The organism is Burkholderia sp. 10_S31 (genome assembly GCF_056930375.1).
Genome location: NZ_JBXOWK010000001.1, coordinates 2000044 through 2018126, shown reverse-complemented (window position 1 = coordinate 2018126; position 18083 = coordinate 2000044). Strand labels below are relative to the sequence as shown.

19 protein-coding genes are annotated in these 18083 nt (G+C 67.6%); 10 read left to right on the top strand and 9 right to left on the bottom strand.

Going from position 1 to position 18083, the window contains the following annotated elements:
• Window positions 1-3 precede the first annotated feature (3 nt).
• From AC1Z3W_RS09100 to AC1Z3W_RS09085, 4 genes are all read left to right on the top strand, one after another.
• Window positions 4-912 (top strand): SDR family NAD(P)-dependent oxidoreductase, encoded by a 909-nt coding sequence (locus AC1Z3W_RS09100; protein WP_057925125.1) that lies wholly within the window; start codon window positions 4-6, stop codon window positions 910-912.
• Entirely contained in the window at window positions 909-1667 is a 759-nt protein-coding gene (locus AC1Z3W_RS09095) for an SDR family oxidoreductase (protein WP_124832024.1), read from the top strand. Before AC1Z3W_RS09100 ends, AC1Z3W_RS09095 begins: the two co-directional genes overlap by 4 nt.
• A 37-nt stretch (window positions 1668-1704) precedes the next feature.
• Window positions 1705-2541 (top strand): SDR family NAD(P)-dependent oxidoreductase, encoded by an 837-nt coding sequence (locus AC1Z3W_RS09090; protein ID WP_057925123.1) that lies wholly within the window; start codon window positions 1705-1707, stop codon window positions 2539-2541.
• Between the two features lie 81 nt (window positions 2542-2622).
• Window positions 2623-3528: an NAD-dependent epimerase/dehydratase family protein gene (locus AC1Z3W_RS09085; protein WP_175824704.1), complete on the top strand. Its 906-nt coding sequence runs from the start codon at window positions 2623-2625 to the stop codon at window positions 3526-3528.
• A gap of 158 nt (window positions 3529-3686) precedes the next feature.
• Here the strand turns inward: AC1Z3W_RS09085 and AC1Z3W_RS09080 are convergent, their stop codons facing one another.
• The 5 genes from AC1Z3W_RS09080 to AC1Z3W_RS09060 all read right to left on the bottom strand — a co-directional run bounded on the left by AC1Z3W_RS09080 (window position 3687) and on the right by AC1Z3W_RS09060 (window position 9160).
• The gene (locus tag AC1Z3W_RS09080; RefSeq protein WP_175824703.1) at window positions 3687-5552 is read right to left on the bottom strand and encodes a phosphoenolpyruvate carboxykinase (GTP); all 1866 of its coding nucleotides are present in this window, start codon (window positions 5550-5552) and stop codon (window positions 3687-3689) included.
• Window positions 5553-6083: 531 nt separating this feature from the next.
• Window positions 6084-6860: a glucose 1-dehydrogenase gene (locus AC1Z3W_RS09075; protein WP_124832030.1), complete on the bottom strand. Its 777-nt coding sequence runs from the start codon at window positions 6858-6860 to the stop codon at window positions 6084-6086.
• A 117-nt stretch (window positions 6861-6977) separates the two neighbouring features.
• Window positions 6978-7733 carry an SDR family NAD(P)-dependent oxidoreductase gene (locus AC1Z3W_RS09070; RefSeq protein WP_057925119.1) on the bottom strand — a complete coding sequence of 252 codons (756 nt, stop codon included), beginning with the start codon at window positions 7731-7733 and terminating at the stop codon, window positions 6978-6980.
• Between the two features lie 9 nt (window positions 7734-7742).
• Window positions 7743-8609: an SDR family NAD(P)-dependent oxidoreductase gene (locus AC1Z3W_RS09065; RefSeq protein WP_057925118.1), complete on the bottom strand. Its 867-nt coding sequence runs from the start codon at window positions 8607-8609 to the stop codon at window positions 7743-7745.
• 50 nt (window positions 8610-8659) lie between these two features.
• Entirely contained in the window at window positions 8660-9160 is a 501-nt protein-coding gene (locus tag AC1Z3W_RS09060) for a nuclear transport factor 2 family protein (RefSeq protein ID WP_483507472.1), read from the bottom strand.
• A 207-nt stretch (window positions 9161-9367) separates the two neighbouring features.
• On the opposite strand from AC1Z3W_RS09060, the gene AC1Z3W_RS09055 reads away from it, so the two are divergent.
• Window positions 9368-9880, top strand: a complete 513-nt coding sequence (locus AC1Z3W_RS09055) for a nuclear transport factor 2 family protein (protein ID WP_483507471.1) — start codon at window positions 9368-9370, stop codon at window positions 9878-9880.
• Between the two features lie 50 nt (window positions 9881-9930).
• On the top strand, window positions 9931-10647 hold the full coding sequence (locus AC1Z3W_RS09050) for an EthD domain-containing protein (RefSeq protein ID WP_483507470.1): 717 nt from the start codon (window positions 9931-9933) through the stop codon (window positions 10645-10647).
• A gap of 54 nt (window positions 10648-10701) precedes the next feature.
• On the opposite strand, the gene AC1Z3W_RS09045 is transcribed toward AC1Z3W_RS09050, so the two are convergent.
• Window positions 10702-12288 carry an isocitrate lyase gene (locus AC1Z3W_RS09045; RefSeq protein ID WP_057925114.1) on the bottom strand — a complete coding sequence of 529 codons (1587 nt, stop codon included), beginning with the start codon at window positions 12286-12288 and terminating at the stop codon, window positions 10702-10704.
• A gap of 411 nt (window positions 12289-12699) precedes the next feature.
• Here AC1Z3W_RS09045 and AC1Z3W_RS09040 point away from each other — a divergent pair, with 411 nt between their 5' ends.
• The 4 genes from AC1Z3W_RS09040 to AC1Z3W_RS09025 all read left to right on the top strand — a co-directional run bounded on the left by AC1Z3W_RS09040 (window position 12700) and on the right by AC1Z3W_RS09025 (window position 15285).
• The gene (locus tag AC1Z3W_RS09040) at window positions 12700-13221 is read left to right on the top strand and encodes a YbaK/prolyl-tRNA synthetase associated domain-containing protein (protein ID WP_057925113.1); all 522 of its coding nucleotides are present in this window, start codon (window positions 12700-12702) and stop codon (window positions 13219-13221) included.
• On the top strand, window positions 13218-13856 hold the full coding sequence (locus AC1Z3W_RS09035) for a helix-turn-helix transcriptional regulator (protein WP_057925112.1): 639 nt from the start codon (window positions 13218-13220) through the stop codon (window positions 13854-13856). Before AC1Z3W_RS09040 ends, AC1Z3W_RS09035 begins: the two co-directional genes overlap by 4 nt.
• 69 nt (window positions 13857-13925) lie before the next feature.
• Complete coding sequence (locus AC1Z3W_RS09030; protein WP_124832040.1) at window positions 13926-14900, top strand: threo-3-hydroxy-L-aspartate ammonia-lyase; 975 nt, start codon at window positions 13926-13928, stop codon at window positions 14898-14900.
• Between the two features lie 136 nt (window positions 14901-15036).
• Window positions 15037-15285 carry a hypothetical protein gene (locus AC1Z3W_RS09025; RefSeq protein WP_124832042.1) on the top strand — a complete coding sequence of 83 codons (249 nt, stop codon included), beginning with the start codon at window positions 15037-15039 and terminating at the stop codon, window positions 15283-15285.
• A 46-nt stretch (window positions 15286-15331) separates the two neighbouring features.
• On the opposite strand, the gene AC1Z3W_RS09020 is transcribed toward AC1Z3W_RS09025, so the two are convergent.
• Genes AC1Z3W_RS09020 through AC1Z3W_RS09010 form a run of 3 tightly spaced genes read right to left on the bottom strand, consistent with a single transcriptional unit; the run spans window position 15332 to window position 18069 of the window.
• Entirely contained in the window at window positions 15332-16156 is an 825-nt protein-coding gene (locus AC1Z3W_RS09020) for an SDR family NAD(P)-dependent oxidoreductase (protein ID WP_124832044.1), read from the bottom strand.
• A 1-nt stretch (window position 16157) separates the two neighbouring features.
• Window positions 16158-17033, bottom strand: coding sequence for an SDR family NAD(P)-dependent oxidoreductase (locus tag AC1Z3W_RS09015; RefSeq protein ID WP_483507469.1), 876 nt, complete (start codon window positions 17031-17033; stop codon window positions 16158-16160).
• A gap of 43 nt (window positions 17034-17076) precedes the next feature.
• On the bottom strand, window positions 17077-18069 hold the full coding sequence (locus AC1Z3W_RS09010) for an NADP-dependent oxidoreductase (protein WP_483507468.1): 993 nt from the start codon (window positions 18067-18069) through the stop codon (window positions 17077-17079).
• Between the last annotated feature and the right edge of the window lie 14 nt (window positions 18070-18083).

Genomic DNA, 18083 nt, shown 5'->3' with positions numbered 1-18083 from the left:
ACGATGCGCTCGTCCCTTCCCCTCGCAGGCCGCACCGCGCTCGTCACGGGCGGTGCCGGCGGTATCGGCGCGGCCTGCGCACAGGCGCTCATCGCCGATGGCGCGGCCGTCGTGCTGATGGGCCGCCGCCGCGACGCACTCGAACGCACGCAGCGATCCCTGACCGACGCGGTGCCCGGCAGCCGCGTCGCGATCCACGCGGGCGACGCCTGCGACGACGGCGACCTGCAGGCCGCGCTGGACACCGCGTGGGCACTCGACGGCCGTCTCGACATCGTCGTGCCGACCGTCGGCGGCGCCGGGTTCCGGCCACTGCTGATGCACGACGCCGACAGCTTCCGCGCGGAAATCGACCTGAACCTGCACAGCGCGTTCACCGCGATCCGCCACGCCGCGCCGCGGCTCGCCGACAGCGGCGGCGGCACGATCGTCTGCATCTCGTCGACGGCCGCGCAAATCAATTTTCGCTGGCTGAGCGCGTACTGCACCGCGAAGGCGGCGCTCGAGGCGCTGGTGCGCGGCGCGGCCGAGGAGCTGGCCGGCGCGAAGATCCGCGTGAACGCGGTGCGGCCGGGCCTCACGCGCTCCGAAGCCACCGCGCCGATGTTCGACAACCGCGCGCTGGTCGACAGCTTCCTCGAGCAAATTCCGCTCGGCACGCTCGGCGAACCGGAAGCGATCGCGCATGCGGTGCGTTATCTCGCGGGCCCCGAGTCGGGCTGGGTCACCGGCCAGAGCTTTGCGGTCGACGGCGGCCACGAGTTGCGCACCAACCCGCGCGTCGACGACACGATCGCGCAGATCTACGGCACGGCCGCGCTCGACGCGGTCAAGGCCGGCCGGGCGCCGAGCGCCGAGCGCCGCATGGGCGAGCGCCTTCCTTCAACCACCACGCAAAACGACCCAACATGAATCGAGTCGCAAACAAGGTCGCGCTGATCACCGGCGCGGCAAGCGGCGTCGGCCGCGCGGATGCGCTGCTGCTGGCCGCCGAGGGCGCACGCGTCGTGCTGACCGACATCGACGAGGACGCGGGCCGCGCGCTCGCGCGCGAAATCGGCGACACCGCGCTGTTCGTGCATCAGGACATCGCCGACGAGGACGGTTGGCGGCACGCGATCGCGTCGACGCTCGAGCGTTTCGGCCGCCTCGACGTGCTCGTCAACAACGCGGCGATCTGTCCGGTCGGCTCGATCGAGGACACGAGCCTCGACACCTGGCGGCGCGTGCTGCGCGTGAACGCGGACGGCTATTTCCTCGGCTGCAAGTACGCGATCGGCGCGATGAAGGACAACGACACGCCGGGCTCGATCGTGATGATGTCGTCGGTCGCCGCGCTCGGCGGCCTGCCGATGATGTGCGCGTACACCGGCTCGAAAGGCGCGGTGACGGCGCTCGCGCGCAGCGTCGCCGTGCACTGCAAGCGCAGCGGCTACCGGATCCGCTGCAACTCGATCCATCCGGACGGGATCTGGACGCCGATGACGCAGGCGCTGATGCCGGGGCTCGATCCGGCCGAGCTCGGGATCGGCAACGATCCGATGGCGCGCATGTGCGATCCGCAGGACGTCGCGAATCTCGTGCTGTTTCTTGCATCCGACGAATCGCGCTTCGTGAACGGCACGGAACTGCGGATCGACAACGCGCAACTGGTTGCGTCGCTGTGACGCGGCTCGCGGTTTTCCCGTTCGAAGGAGTGTCCTGATGATTTCATACACCGGCAAGACCGTGCTGGTCACCGGCGGCGGCGCGGGCATCGGCCGTGCGTGCGCGGAAGCGTTCGGCGCGGCGGGCGCGCGCGTCGCGGTGGCCGAGAGCGACCCTGTACGCGCGCAGGACGTGCGTCAGGCGCTCGAAGCCGCGGGCGTCGACGCGCTCGTCGGCACCGTGGACGTCACACGCCGCGACGCGGTCAACGCATTCGCGCGGACCATCGACGCGCGCTTCGGCGGCCTCGACGTGCTCGTCAACAACGTCGGCGATTTCCTGCAGATCGCGAAGCCGTTCGACGACCATACCGACGACGACATCGCACGGCTGTTCGATGTGAACCTGCGCCAGGTGTTCGTCGTCACGCGTGCGATGCTGCCGTTGCTGCGCAAGCGCGGCGCGGGCAGCAGCATCGTCGGCGTGTCGTCGATCGAAGGCTTTCGCGCGATTCCGAACTGCACCGTCTATGCGTCGTTCAAGGCCGCGCTGACCGGCTTCACGAAAAGCCTCGCGCTCGAGCTCGGGCCGGCCGGCATCCGCGTGAACCAGATCGCGCCGGAAACCACCGAGACGCCGCAGGTGCCGGTCAGCGCGATGGTCGCGGCCGAGCATCGCGAGCACATCCCGCGCTGGATTCCGCTCGGACGCTTCGGTACGGCCGGCGACATCGCGGGCGCCGCGCTGTTCCTCGCGAGCCCGCTCGCCGCGTGGGTCACCGGCACGACGCTGCACGTGGACGGCGGCGCACTCGCGGCAGCCGGCTGGTATCGCGACCCGAACGGCTTCTGGACCAACATGCCGGTCGTCACCGGCAACGGCTTCAATTTCTGAGCCGCCGCCGTTCGCGCGGCTTCATCCGTTCAATCATCGGTTCAGTTCAAGCGGCGCACCTGTGCCGCCACCGGAGACACCATGAAAATCCTGATCATCGGCGGTACCGGCCTCATCGGCGGCCATGCCGCGCTGCATCTGCACGCGCAAGGCAACGACGTGACGCTCGCCGCGCGCAAGCCGCCGCCGCCCGGCAGCGCGCTCGCGCGGTTCGACGTGCTGCTGCGCGACTACGTGGCCGGCAACTTCACGCGCGACGATCTCGCGCCGTTCGACGCGGTCGTGTTCGCGGCCGGCAACGACATTCGCCACCTGCCGCCGGGCACCGACGAAGCCGCGCACTGGGAGCGCGCGAACGTCGACGCGGTGCCGCGCTTCTTCGCGCTCGCGCGCGATGCCGGCGTGAAGCGCGCGGTGCTGGTCGGCAGCTTCTATCCGCAGGTCGCGCCGGCGCTCGTCGACACCGTGCCGTACGTGCGCTCGCGCCATCTCGCCGACGAACGCGTGCGCGCGCTCGCGTCGGTGTCGTTCGCCGTGTGCAGCGTCAATGCGCCATTCGTCGTCGGGTCGGTGCCGGGACTGCGCAACGAGATGTTCGCCGCGTACACGGGCTATGCGCAGGGCAAGCTCGCCGGGCTGCCGGTGTACGGGCCGGCCGGCGGCAGCAACTTCATCTCGACGCAATCGCTGTCCGAAGCGATCTGGGGCGCGCTGCAGCGCGGCGAATCGGGCAAGGCGTATCTCGTCGGCGACGAGAACCTGAGCTTCGCCGACTACTTCGCGGCGTTCTTCCGCGCGGCCGGCAATCCGCAAACGGTGCCGTCGCTCGACCAGGAGCATCCGCTGCTGCCGGACATCGCGATCTATACGGGGCGCGGCAACGTCGTGTCGTACGAGCCGGATCCCGCCGATATCGCGCTGCTGCGCTACCGGCGCGGCGACGTGCAACGCGCGGTCGACGAAGTGGTCGCGCAGTGCGGCGCGTAGGCGCACGGCCTGCGCACGTGCCGAGCAGAAACGAAGCTGAAACGAAGCTGAAACGAAGCTGAAACGACAACGTCCCGCCGCCGGCAATGGGTGCCGGCGGCGGGACGTCGATGCCACTACGTCGGTACTTCGCTACTTCATGACTTCGATTGGGATCGTCAGCCGCCGATGCGCTGCTCGATCTTCTTCATCGTGTCGGTCAGCTCGGTCGGCAGGCGCAGCTTCAGCGTGTCGAACAGCGCTGCATGCAGCTTCAGCTCCTCGCGCCATTCGTCGGCGTTCATCGACGTCACCGCGTCGAACTGCTCGCGCGTGAAGTCGAGCCCGTCCCAGTGCAGGTCGTCGTAGGCCGGCGACACGCCGAACGCATGTTCGCCGCCGCCACCGTTGCCTTCGAGGCGATCGAGCATCCACTTCAGCACGCGCATGTTCTCGCCGAAGCCCGGCCATACGAACTTGCCGTTCGCGTCCTTGCGGAACCAGTTCACGCAGTAGATCTTCGGCAGCTTCGCGCCCGCGCCTTCGAGCTGCTTGCCGAGCTTCAGCCAGTGCGCGAAATAATCGCTCATGTTGTAGCCGCAGAACGGCAGCATCGCGAACGGGTCGCGACGCACGACACCCTGCTGGCCGGCCGCCGCGGCAGTCGTCTCCGAGCCCATCGTCGCGGCCATGTACACGCCTTCGACCCAGTCGCGCGCTTCGGTCACGAGCGGTACCGTCGTCGAGCGGCGGCCGCCGAAGATGAACGCGTCGATCGGCACGCCGGCCGGGTCTTCCCAGTCCGCGTCGATCGACGGGCATTGCGACGCCGGCGCCGTGAAGCGCGAGTTCGGATGCGCGGCCTTGCGGCCGGTTTCCTTGCCAATTTCAGGCGTCCACGGGTTGCCCTGCCAGTCGGTCAGCTTCGCGGGCGGCGTGTCGGTCAGGCCTTCCCACCACACGTCGCCGTCTTCCGTCAGCGCGACGTTCGTGAAGATCACGTTTTCCTTCAGCGTCGAGATCGCGTTCGGGTTGGTCTTCACGCCGGTACCGGGCGCAACCCCGAAGAAGCCGGCTTCCGGGTTGATCGCGTACAGGCGGCCGTCGCGGCCCGGCTTCAGCCACGCGATGTCGTCGCCGATCGTCGTGACCTTCCAGCCGTCGAAGCCCTGCGGCGGAATCAGCATCGCGAAGTTGGTCTTGCCGCACGCGGACGGGAACGCCGCCGCGACGTGATACTTCTTGCCGGCCGGCGACGTCACGCCGAGGATCAGCATGTGTTCGGCGAGCCAGCCCTGGTCGCGGCCCATCGTCGATGCGATGCGCAGCGCGAAGCACTTCTTGCCGAGCAGCGCGTTGCCGCCGTAGCCGGAACCGAAGCTCCAGATCTCGCGCGTCTCGGGGAAATGCACGATGTACTTGACCGGGTTGCACGGCCACGGCACGTCCTTCTGGCCCGCTTCGAGCGGATGGCCGACGCTGTGCACGCACGGCACGAATTCGCCGTCCTCGCCGAGCACGTCATACACCTCGCGGCCCATGCGCGTCATGATCCGCATGTTCACGGCCACGTACGGGCTGTCGGACAGCTCGACGCCGACATGTGCGATCGGCGAGCCGAGCGGGCCCATCGAGAACGGCACGACATACAGCGTGCGGCCGCGCATCGAGCCGCGGAACAGGCCGTTCAGCGTTTCGCGCATTTCGTCCGGCGCGATCCAGTTGTTGGTCGGGCCGACGTCGTCGGGCGATTGCGTGCAGATGAACGTGCGATCCTCGACGCGCGCGACGTCCGACGGATCGGATTGCGCGAGGTACGAGTTCGGGCGCTTCGCCGGGTTCAAACGCGTGAGCGTGCCCTGGTCGACCATCGCCTGGCACAGCGCGTCGTACTCTTCCTGCGAGCCGTCACACCACACGACGCGCTCGGGCTCCGTGAGCGCCGCGATACGCGACACCCACTCGATCAGTTTGCGATGCTTGACGAATGCCGGGGGAGCGATCAGCGGGCCGTGCGTCGCTTCGGCCAGGGAGTTTTGCGACATGGAAACGTCTCCAGATTATTGGGTATTGGGCGGGGATGGGGGATGCGGGGCGAGCCCGCGAGATGGGGAATGCGGTCGGAGCGCAGGTTGAAGCGACGCGCAAGGCGGGACACGCGAGCGGAGCGCGTGTCGATGCCGCGATGCGGGCGAGAGAATGTGATGTCTCGTATGAGCGTGCGAACGCGAGTTTCGCCATGCAAGCAACCTGCCGTACAACTCCATGCCGGCCAGCATACCATCGCCGTTATTGGTCGGGCGTTGCGTTGCAACAAGAAACAACTATGACGACGTGCCGGCATGTCGCTTGCCGGCAGGTTCCTTTTATTGCGTCGACGCGTGCGCTTTGGGGACGAAACGGCTGGAACGTCCGCCCCGCAAGGGTTCCGCAAAGATGGAAATTCCGGCGCGACCGTTCGCATGCGATGCACCCGAACGGTCGCGGCCCGAATTCGCGTTTTCGCTACTCAGGCAAACCCTGAATTAGGTTGCGTACACAAACATCCGTCGCGCATGCGTTGTGTGCGCTACCGCTCAAAACGGCGCGCCCGGCAATCCGGGGTAATACGCGCCTGCCGCCATCCCGCCATCGACGGACAACTCGGCGCCGTTGCAGTACGACGCTTCGTCGCTCGCGAGAAACAGCGTCGCGCGCGCGATTTCGTCAGGCAAGCCGACGCGCTGCAGCGGCACGTGCGTGTAGTGCTTGTTGACCTCGTCGAGCGGTGCGCCGGTCGGGTTCGACATCGCCGTGTTCACGCCGCCCGGATGGATCGAATTCACGCGCACGCCTTGATGGCCAAGTTCGAGCGCCGCCACCTTCGTCAGCCCGCGCACGCCCCATTTGCTCGACACGTAGGCGGCCAGCGCGTTCACGCCGCGCAGCCCGTCCACCGACGAAATGTTGACGATCGACCCGCTCTTTTGCGCGATCATGCGCGGCGCGATCGTGCGAATGCCGACGAACGTGCCGACGAGATTGACCGACACCGCACGCTCGAAATCGCGTTTCGACAACTCGGTGATCGCGCCGAACATCAGCACCGCCGCGTTGTTGACGAGCACGTCGATGCGGCCGAACTGCTCGACCGTCGCATCGGTGACACGCGCCCAGTTCGCTTCGTCGGCCACGTCGAGCCGCATGAAGCGCGCCGCGTCGCCGAGCTCGCGCGCAAGCGCTTCGCCCTCCGCATCGAGCACGTCGCCGATCACGACGCGCGCGCCCTCTTCGACGAATAGCCTGCATGTCGCCGCGCCCATTCCGCGCGCGCCGCCCGTGACGAGCGCCACCTTCCCTTCCAGTCGACCCATGTCGTTCTCTCTTCGATACGTTCCGATTCCGGTTGGCCGGCCGCGACGCGCGGCACTCGCGCATGCACGCCGGCCCATGATTGACGCTGCGCCGATGCGGTCGCCCCGCGCTCGCCGTCAGCCCCAGTACGCCTGCCCGCCGTCGAGCGGCAACGTCGCGCCCGTCAGGTACGCGGCGTCGCGGCTTGCGAGAAACACGATCGCGCGCCCGATGTCCTGCTCGCAGTCGCCCACGCGCCCCAGCGGGATCGTGCGGAAGAACGCGGCGGCCTCGTCCGGATTCGCGTCGACCCAGCCCTTCAGCCCCGGCGACAGCGCATGCGGCGCGACCGCGTTCACGCGAATGCCGTCGGCGCCCCATTCGCATGCCGCCGCACGCGTGAGCGCGCGAATCGCTTCCTTGGTCGCCGCGTAGGCGCCGTAGCCCGACGTGTCCCAGCGCACCGCGGCCGACGACGCGAAATTGACGATCACGCCGCAACCCTTCAGGTGCGGATGACAGGCACGCATCATCCGCAACGTCGCGATCGGCCCCGACTCGAGGCCCGCGAGAAAATCCGCGTCGGTCACGTCGAGCAGGCGGCCGAGCGGCACGACCTGCGCGTTATTGATCAGGATCTGCACGCCGCGGAACCGCTCGACCACCGCGTCGACGCATTGCGCGATCTGCGCGTCGTCCATCACGTCGCACACGAACGGCTCCGCGACACCGCCGCGTGCACGGATCGCATCGCAGGTCGCGACCAGCTTGTCGCGCGTGCGGCCGACCACGGCCACGTGCGCGCCTTCGGCCGCGAGCGCGTGCGCGACGCCTTGCCCGACGCCCTGCCCCGCGCCCGTCACGAGCGCGACCTTGCCTTCGAGGATGCCCATGCCCGCTCCTTACGCGACGATCGCCGGATGCGCCTGCACGGGCCCGCCGAGCAGCTCGCGATACGACGGCGGCTGCTTGCCGTCGAGATCCTCGATGCCGTACTGCAGCGCGGCTTCCGCGCCGACCAGCACCTGGCCCGATAGCGCCATGCGCTGCGGATCGGCGTGGATCGCCCGAATCACGCGGCCGGTGAATTCCGGGCTTTCGGCGACGAGCGAGAATTCCTTGTACAGGTCCGGATGTTCTTCCCACACGCGGGTCGTGCGCTCGGTGCGCAGCGGCCCCATCCAGATCGACACGGCCGCGACGTCGAACGGCTTCAGGTCCACGGCCATGTCCTTCGCGAACTTGTCGACACCCGACTTCTGCGCGCCGTACGCGGCGCCGTGCATATAGCAGCTCGCGCCGAACGACGACGTGAACGCGATCAGTCCGCTGCGGCGCTTCGCCATCAGCGGCGCCGCATGCCAGCTCGCGACGTACGCGGAGCGCAGCCCGACGTCGAGGATGTTCACGAGGTCGAGCGACTTCTCCCAGAACGGGCCCGGCAGGATCAGCTGGTCGTGCAGGTAGGTCGCGTTGTTGACGAGGATGTCGAGCCGCCCGCTTTCACGCTCGACGCGCTCGAACAGCGCCTTCACCTGCGTGTCGTCCGCGTGGTCGCACGCGACGGCGATCCCGCGGCCGCCGAGCGCATCGATCTCGCGCGCGGTCTCGTGGATCGTACCGGGCAGCGGTGCGTCGCCTTCGTGCTGCGAGCGGCCCGTCACGTAGACGGTCATGCCGGCCGCGCCGAGCGCGCGCGCGATACCCTTGCCCGCGCCGCGCGACGCGCCCGTCACGACGGCAACCGGCGCCTCGTGGTTCTGTGTCATGTTCGATGTCTCCTGGGGATGTTCTCGATCGATGCGAGTAGTGCGCGCCGTCACGCGGCAGGCGGCTGCGCGCCGGCGAACAGCACGCCCGGCGCATCGCCGTCATAGCGGGCGGACAGCGTCGACGTGACGACGCAACGCGTGGCCGCGATCTTCCATTCGCCGTCGACCTTCCGGTATTCGTCGTCGTAGGTCGCGCCGAGCTGCGTGAGCGTGCGCGTGCGGGTGTCGAGCATCTGGTAATGCAGGCCCCACGTGCCACGTGCATGCGTGTCGTCGAGCACGGTGATGTCGGGATTCACGCCGTGGTGCATCTCGACGATGTGCGGGTGGCAGCCGAGCTGCTCGAACACGTCGACGAGCGCATCGCGGTGCTCGAACGTGCCGATCCGGCCGTAGTCGATGTGCACGGTGCCGGGCGTGAAGCAATCTCGCATTCCTTTGGGATCCTTCCGGTCGCAGCACGTGAAGTAGCGCGCCTTCAGGCGGCGGATCGCGTCGGCGTCCTCGAGCCTGCGCACGCGCACTTCCATTCGTTCGATCGGGGTCATGCCGTCTCCTTGGTCTCGTGTGCGCGGATCGAAGCCGCGTCGACGCCACGTTACAGGCGTACGAGATGCCGGCCATCACCTGTTTGGATGAAACCGGCGCCCTTGTATCGGTGAAGGTGAGCGCCGCCGCAGTGTTCGTCCGAACAGACGATGTGACGCAGGCGGCTTCATTCCTACCATCGAACGACACCACCATGAGATACGGCGATGGACGAGACGACCCGCACGCTCCACGAGTACGAGCAGATCCGCCAGCTGAAGTACCGATATTTCCGCGCGGTCGACACGCACGACTGGTCGCTGCTCGCGCAATGCCTGACCGAGGACTGCGAAGCGCGTTTGTACGGCGGCCGCTATGCGTACGACGGCCGCGATGCCTTTGTGTCGAGCCTGCGCGCGCTGATCGGCAAGCCGACCTTCCTGACGATGCATCACGGCCATCACCCCGAGCTCACGCTAGTGTCAGCCAATCATGCGTGCGGCGTGTGGTTTCTCGAGGATCACGCGATCAATCTCGAGGACAACTACCTGCTGCACGGTACCGCGTTCTATGACGACCAGTACGTGAAGCACGACGGCGTGTGGCGCATTCATGCAACGCGCCACGAGCGGCTGTTCGAAACCGTCACGTCGCCGATTCCACCGTCGTTCACGCTGACCGCGAACCGCTTCTCGCCTGGCGCACACGATGCGGCCGGTGCGGCCGTCAGCGTTTCCTGAAACCCGGCGGCAGCGCCGCCGATCCCGTCATTCCCCCTGGAGCCGGAACAATGGAGAAAGTCATTTACGTGTTGTGGCGCGATACGCAGGTCGCGCCCGAGCAGTGGAGCCGCAACGTGCGCGCGCAGCTCGCCGACAAGCTGCTGTCGCTCGGCGCGCACGGCGTGCAGGTGAACGTCGCCGACGCCGATGTCGCACCGGCCGCCGGCCTGAAGCAGACCAACACGCACCCGGGCATCGACGGGATCGTCGCCGTGTGGATCGACAGCGCGAACCCGATGTTCCGACAGCCGTTCGACGACGCGGTGCGCGCGATCGTCCCGCACATGGCCGCGTATCTCGTCACCGAGTCGCAGCCGATTCCGAACACGCGTTTTCCGGCGCGGCCCGGCGAGCGCACGAGCGGCTTCTCGCAGCTCGCGTTCCTGAAGCGCCCGCCGCGCCTCACGCACGAAGCGTGGCTCGACGTGTGGCACGGTCACCATACGCGCGTCGCGATCGATACGCAGGACAATTTCCTGTACGTGCAGAACGTGGTCGTGCGTGCGCTCACGCATGCGGCGCCCGGCTACGACGCGATCGTCGAGGAATGCTTCCCGGCTGCGGCGATGACCGATCCGTACGCGTTCTTCGATGCGCTCGGCGACGAGGCGAAGTTCCAGCGCAACGTCGCGGAGATGATGGACAGCTGCGCACGCTTCATCGATTTCGACAAGATCGACGTGGTGCCGACGAGCCAGTATGTCGTGAAGGCCGTGCGCGGATAAAAAAAACGCCAACCCGCGATGTGACGGGTTGGCGTTGTGCCGCGGGTGAGACGATTACGAGAACTGGTTCATCGTGTTGTCCTTGCCCGCCGCCTTCAGCGCTGCGTCGCCGCTGAAGTATTCCTTGTGGTCGTCGCCGATATCCGAGCCGGACATGTTCTGGTGCTTGACGCACGCGATGCCCTGGCGGATTTCCTTGCGCTGCACGCCGGCCACGTAACCGAGCATGCCCTGGTCGCCGAAGTATTCCTTCGCGAGGTTGTCGGTCGACAGCGCAGCCGTGTGGTACGTCGGCAGCGTGATCAGGTGGTGGAAAATGCCTGCTTCACGCGACGCATCGGCCTGGAACGTACGGATCTTCTCGTCGGCGAGCTTGGCCAGTTCGGTCTCGTCGTACTCGACGCTCATCAGCTGCGCCCGGTCGTATGCCGACACGTCCTTGCCTGCTGCCTTCATCCCGTCAAATGCCTGCTGACGGAAGTTCAGCGTCCAGTTGAACGACGGGCTGTTGTTGTACACCAGCTTCGCGTTCGGGATCACCTTGCGGATTTCGCTGACCATGCCGCCGATCTGCGCGATGTGCGGCTTTTCGGTTTCGATCCACAGCAGGTCGGCGCCGTTCTGCAGCGACGTGATGCAATCGAGCACGCAACGCGCTTCGCCCGTGCCGGCGCGGAACTGGAACAGGTTGCTCGGCAGGCGCTTCGGACGCAGCAGCTTGCCGTCGCGCTTGATGATGACGTCACCGTTGCCGAGTTGGTCGGCCGACAGCTCTTCGCAGTCGAGGAATGCATTGTATTGGTCGCCCAGGTCGCCCGGCGCGTTCGTCACGGCGATCTGCTTGGTCAGGCCGGCGCCGAGCGAGTCGGTACGGGCGACGATGACGCCGTCGTCCACGCCCAGTTCCAGGAACGCGTAGCGGATCGCGCGGATCTTCGCGAGGAAGTCCTCGTGCGGCACGGTGACCTTGCCGTCCTGGTGGCCGCACTGCTTCTCGTCGGACACCTGGTTCTCGATCTGGATGCAGCATGCACCCGCTTCGATGAACTGCTTGGCCAGCAGGTACGTTGCTTCCGCGTTGCCGAAGCCTGCGTCGATGTCGGCGATGATCGGCACGACGTGCGTCACGTGGTTGTCGATCTTTTCCTGGATCGCGGCCTTGGCAGCGGCGTCCTTGGCAGCATCGAGCTCGCGGAACAGGCCGCCCAGTTCACGGGCATCGGCCTGGCGCAGGAACGTGTACAGCTCGCGGATCAGCGCGCTGACCGAGGTCTTTTCGTGCATCGACTGGTCCGGCAGCGGGCCGAACTCCGAGCGCAGCGCGGCGACCATCCAGCCCGACAGGTACAGGTAGCGGCGTTCGGTGCTGTTGAAGTGCTTCTTGATGGAGATCATCTTCTGCTGGCCGATGAAGCCGTGCCAGCAACCCAGCGACTGCGTGTACTTGGCCGGATCGGCGTCATACGCGGCCATGTCGGCGCGCATGATCTTCGCGGTGTACTTCGCGATATCCAGGCCCGTCTTGAACTTGTTCTGGGCACGCATGCGAGCGGCATACTCGGGGCTGATGGCGTTCCACGCGCTGCCGTGGTTTTCCTTCAAGCCAGCCACTGCCTTGATGTCGTCTTGATATTGGGACATGTCAATCTCCTGGGAACGAAGCGCATTTGAGTAAAGGGTTCAGCCTGCCCGCTCCGTGTGACGAAGCGAACTGCATGGACTCAATAGTAACGCTGCGCGATGCATCGCCGATCAACTCTTATATAAGACATAAGATATAAATTTCTCTTGTTTTTCAATGAGATAAGCAGCCCGTTTTGCAATGCAAAACAGATTTTCAAGCGGCGGAAAGGCGACGCGTCGGGAATGCGCCGCGCATTCCACGATATGAAACGTCCTTTCGGCAGTTGGTGGGAGGACAGGCACGGCGATTCATGCTTCGCGCTTTTGCCACACACATGACAAAACGTCTATACTTGGACAATTCATCGACGGCAACCGATGCGCGCCGTCCCCGCGTACCGCAATGCGCCTCCTCCTTCCCGGAACGACATGAGCGACTACCCCGTTTTCGACGCGCTGTGCACACTGTTGAATACCTCCGGCGCACGGTTCCGCGTGCTGGATCACCCGGCCGAAGGCAAATCCGACGTGATCGCCGCGATTCGCGGCACGCGTCCCGAACAGGGTGCGAAGGCGATGCTCTGCACGTTCAAGGACGGCGGCGACGCCACCGCGCTCGCAGTGATCCCCGGCCACCTGAAGATCGATTTCCGCAAGGTCGCCGACGCGCTCGGCCGCCGCAAGGCGACGCTCGCGCCGCCCGAACTCGCCGCCACGGTCACGCGCTGCGTGATGGGCGCCGTGCCGCCGTTCGCGTTCGATGCCAACGTGACGCTCGTCGTCGATCCCGCGCTGATCGAACTGAACGATGAAATCGCGTTCAACGCGGGCCGCCTCGACCGCTCGGTCGTGCTCGACGCATCCGACTACGTGCGAATCGCCCGCCCGCTCCTGGCCGACATCACGCGGCCGGAAACGACCGACACCCCCACCGTCCAGGCCAACGCATGACCGCGCCCCGTTCCAAACCACAGTCGGAACAGGCGTCGCTGATCGAGCAGGTGCTGCGCATCGCCGAAGGGCTCGGCGCGATGTTCGCGCCGTTCACCGAGGTCGTCGTGCACGACCTGCGCACGCCCGAGCATGCGATCCTCGCGATTCACAACAACCTGTCGGGCCGCGCGGTCGGCGATCCGGCGACCGAACTCGGCCTCGCCCGCATCGCGGACGACGACTTTCCGCAGGTGCTCGCGAACTACGCGAACCGCTTCGCCGACGGCCGCACCGCGAAAAGCACGTCGATCGGCATCAAGGATTCGAGCGGCCGCTACGTGGCCGCGCTGTGCCTGAACGCGGACGTCACGCTGTTCCGCGGCTTCCAGGGGATGCTGCACCAGTTCTGCAGCACCGAAGGCGAACCGGTCGCCGAAACGCTCGACCCGGCGGGCGCGGACGCGATCCGGCAGCGCATCGACGCGTTCGCGACGCGCCTCGCGACCACGCCGCGCGAACTGAAGACCGAGCAGCGCCGCGAGCTGATGCAGACGCTGAAGACGGACGGCTTCCTCGAAGTGCGCCGCGCGATGGAAATCGTGTCGCAGCACCTCGGCGTGTCGCGCGCGACCGTATACAACGATGCGAAATGATGCGTGATGCGGATGCGCGCCCATGGCACGCCCGCTTACCTGTTGACTGACTCTTCCGACGAGCGACTCATGACCACGCCGACCCTCCCCACCTACGACGACGTCGCGGCCGCCGCGGCACGGCTCGAAGGCCACGCGCACCGCACGCCCGTGATGACGTCGCGGACGATCGACGAAGCGCTCGGCGCGCAGGTGTTCTTCAAGTGCGAGAACCTGCAGCGCATGGGCGCGTTCAAGTTCCGCGGCGCGTTCAACGCGCTGTCGCGCTTCGACGCGACGCAGCGCCGCAACGGTGTCGTCGCGTTCTCGTCCGGCAACCATGCGCAGGCGATCGCGCTGTCGGCGCGCATCCTCGGCATCCCGGCGACGATCGTGATGCCGCAGGACGCACCGGCCGCGAAGATGGCCGCGACGCGCGGCTATGGCGGCAACGTCGTGACCTACGACCGCTACACCGAAGACCGCGAGCAGATCGGCCGCGCGCTCGCGGAAAAGCACGGGCTCACGCTGATCCCGCCGTACGACCACGCCGACGTGATCGCCGGCCAGGGCACGGCGGCGAAGGAACTGTTCGATGAAGTCGGGCCGCTCGACGCGGTGTTCACGCCGCTCGGCGGCGGCGGCCTGCTGTCGGGCACGGCGCTCGCGACGCGCGCGCTGTCGCCGCACGCGAAGCTGTACGGCGTGGAGCCGGAAGCCGGCAACGACGGCCAGCAATCGTTCCGGTCCGGGTCGATCGTGCATATCGACACGCCGCGCACGATCGCCGACGGCGCGCAGACGCAGCACCTCGGCAACCTGACGTTCCCGATCCTGCGGCGCGACGTCGACGACATCCTGACCGCGACCGACGCGGAACTGGTCGACTGCATGCGCTTCTTCGCGACCCGTATGAAGATTGTCGTCGAGCCGACCGGCTGCCTGTCGTTCGCAGCCGCGCGCCGGATGAAGGACGAACTGAGGGGCAAGCGCGTCGGCATCGTGATCAGCGGCGGCAACGTCGATCTCGAGAACTTCTGCGCGCTGGTGTCCGCGGCCGCATGACCGTCGCGGCGCGCGGATGACTGATATGAACATCCTGTCATCCGCACGCCGCCGCTGCTTCACGTCGCGTTAAGTTTCGCGCCCTAGACTGATTAGGTCGTCCCGCAGTCAGGTCAGTCGTGAAGAAGGAGTCGCCATGAACACGCACGCGATCGTCGCTGCCGCCCTCGCGGCAGCATCCCTCCCGGCGTTCGCTCAACCGGGCGTGACGTCATCCGGTTTTCCCGCCACGTCGCCGCACGCCCTTGTCGCGCAGGCCACCCATCGTTCGCCCGCCGCGCTGCCGGCCGCCGGCTTCGTGCTCGCGAAGATCGATCAGAACAATACGCCGCCCGATCGCGGCGGCGATCCGAGCGGCCGCACGCGCTCCGGCACGCATATGTAATGCCGCGTGGGCCGGTCACATCGCACGGCCGGCCCGCATCGCGACCTCACAACGACGGCAGGGACGGATCGCGCGCGGCGAGGATGTCCGCGGTGCGCCGCTGCAGCGCGCCGTCGATCGTCTCCGGCTGCGGAATCAGCCAGTAGCGCCCGTCTCGAATGCCGTCGAACACCCGCGCGGCGAATGCGTCGGGCGTAATCCCGTGCGCGTTCAGCATCGCGCGCATCGTCTCGACGAAACCCTGCACCTCGGGCCGGTCGTGCGTGGCGCCGAACGGGTCGTTGAAGATGCCCGTCTGCACCGGGCCCGGCGCGAGCAGCGACACGCCGACCGGCGCGCCGAGCATCTTCAGCTCGCCGTACAGCGATTCGGTCAGCGCAACCACCGCGAATTTCGTCGCCGAGTAAGGCGACATCAACGGGCTCGGCAGGAACCCGCCGACCGACGCGGTATTGACGATGCGCGCCGGCAGGTTGCGCTCGAGCATTCGCGGCACGAAGCTGCGGATCCCGTTCAGCACGCCGTGCACGTTGATCGCGAAACTGCGCTCGAACCGTTCCGGCGTGATTTCCCAACTGAAGCCGGTCGCCATCACGCCCGCGTTGTTGAACAGCAGGTCGACGCCGCCGAAGCGCTGCCATGCGGCGTCGGCCAGCGCATCGACGGCCTCCGGCCGGCTGACGTCGGTCGGCACGCACAGCACGTCGGTGTCGAGCGTCGCGGCGAACGCGTCGAGCTTCGCCGCGTCGAGGTCGGCCAGCACCACGCGCATGCCGAGCGCGGCGGCATGGCGCGCGAGCCCGCTGCCGATGCCGCTGGCCGCACCGGTAATCACCGCGGTGCCGCCGTCGAAGCGAATCGAATACGTCATGTCAGCGTCCTGTCGGGTCGATGCGGGGATGCGCGTACGCGGGAATCTCGGGCGGCGGCAACGGCGTGCGGCCGTCGAGCGAGCGCACCGCGAGCCCCTGCGACAGCGGAAAATGCAGGCTGTGCGTGACGAGTCCCGTGCGCTCGCGCGCCGGCAGGCTGCACAGCGCGAGCGCCGTTTCCGCGAGATACGCGACGTCCTCGGTCGGATAGCCTTCGGGGATATAACGGGCCGCGCCCGGCGTGCGGATCGCGGTGCTCGGCGCGACCAGGTTCACCGCGATCCCGTCGGCTTCGAGTTCGGCCGCGAGGCCTTGCGTAAAGCGCGACAGCGCGGCCTTGACCGCCGCATAGACGGTCGCGCCGCCCGCGCGCGAGAAATCGTCGAACGGCCGCGGCGGCGCGAGCGCGGTGACCGAGCCGACATTCACGATCCAGCCGGCGCCGCGCGCGCGCATCAGCAGGATCGCGGCCTGGCTCAGCGCGAACGGGATGCGCAGATAGTGCTCGATCGTCGTGTCGAACATCGCCATCGGCATCGCGTCGACGCACGCGTAGTCGGCCACACCCGCATTGTTCACGAGGATGTCGAGGCCGCCGGCGGCCTGGGCCGCGCGTCCGACGAGCGCATCGCGCTCGGCCGGGTTCGACAGGTCGGCGGCGAGCGCAATCGCGCGGCCGCCCGCCTGTTCGACCAGTGCGACCGTTTCGGCGAGCGTGCCGGCAGTCGTCGCCGATTGCGTGAGGCTGCGCGCCGTCACGACGACGGTCGCGCCTTCGGACGCGAGGCGCTGCGCGATCGCGCGGCCGATGCCGCGGCTCGCGCCGGTTACGAGCGCGCATTTGCCCGCGAGCGTCGCGGTTCGGGTGTCGGTCATGATGTCTCCGGTGAAGGTGATGTTGCGTGCGGACCGTGCGGCGTCAGCCCGCGATATCCACAACATGCAGCACGAACTTGGTTTTCGCGTCGCCCGTTTGAACGAGATCGAGTGCGCGTGCAGCCTGTTCGAGCGGGAAACTGTCGAAGCGCGGCACGCGCAACGCGCGCCGGCCGAGCCGTTCGGCGATCGATGCGAGCGTGGCGCCGCTCGGCATCCGGCTATACGTCATCGCGGTGCGCAGGCCGCGCCGCGCGGCTTCGGCATCCGTCGTAGCCAGCCGCTGCGCATCGCCCGCCGCGAGCGTCATGATGTTCACGAGCGTGCCGCCCGGTGCCAGCAGGTCGAGTGCGTCGGGCAGCGTGTCGCCACCGACCGCATCGAGCACGAGATCGACGCCGCCGGGCGCCCACGCCCGCACGACCGCGGCGATGTCCTGCGCGCGATAGTCGATGCTCGCCGCCGCGCCAAGCGATTCGACGCTCGCGCGGTTGTGCGCCGAGCACGTCGCGGCGACGCGCGCGCCCGCCTGGGCGGCCAGCTGGATCGCGAACGTGCCGACCGCACCCGCGCCGCCGTGCACGAGCACGGTCTGCCCCGCACGCAGCCCGCCGTCGTCGAACAGGCCGGCCCACGCGGCCAGCGCAGGCGTCGGCGTGGCCGCCGCTTCCGCGAAGCCCACCGCATCGGGCAGGCGCACGACGGAGTCGTGACGCACCGCGACGTATTCCGCATACGCGCCCCAGCGTCCCGCGCCGACGTCGGTCTGCGCGAACACGCGCATCCCCGGCGCGAAACCCTCGACACCGTCGCCGACCGCCTCGACCACACCGGCCCCGTCGAAACCGATCACGAACGGAAACGTCATCTGCATGAACGCGCCGAGATAGCCTTCGCGGCATTTCCAGTCGGCGGGATTGACGCCCGCGTACGCGACGCGGATCAGCACGTCGCCGGGGCCCGGCTTCGGTGCGGGAACGTCGGCCAGTCGCAGCGCGTCGGAATGACCGACGCGGTCGATCAGCAAGGCTCGCATGGTGGTGTCTCCAG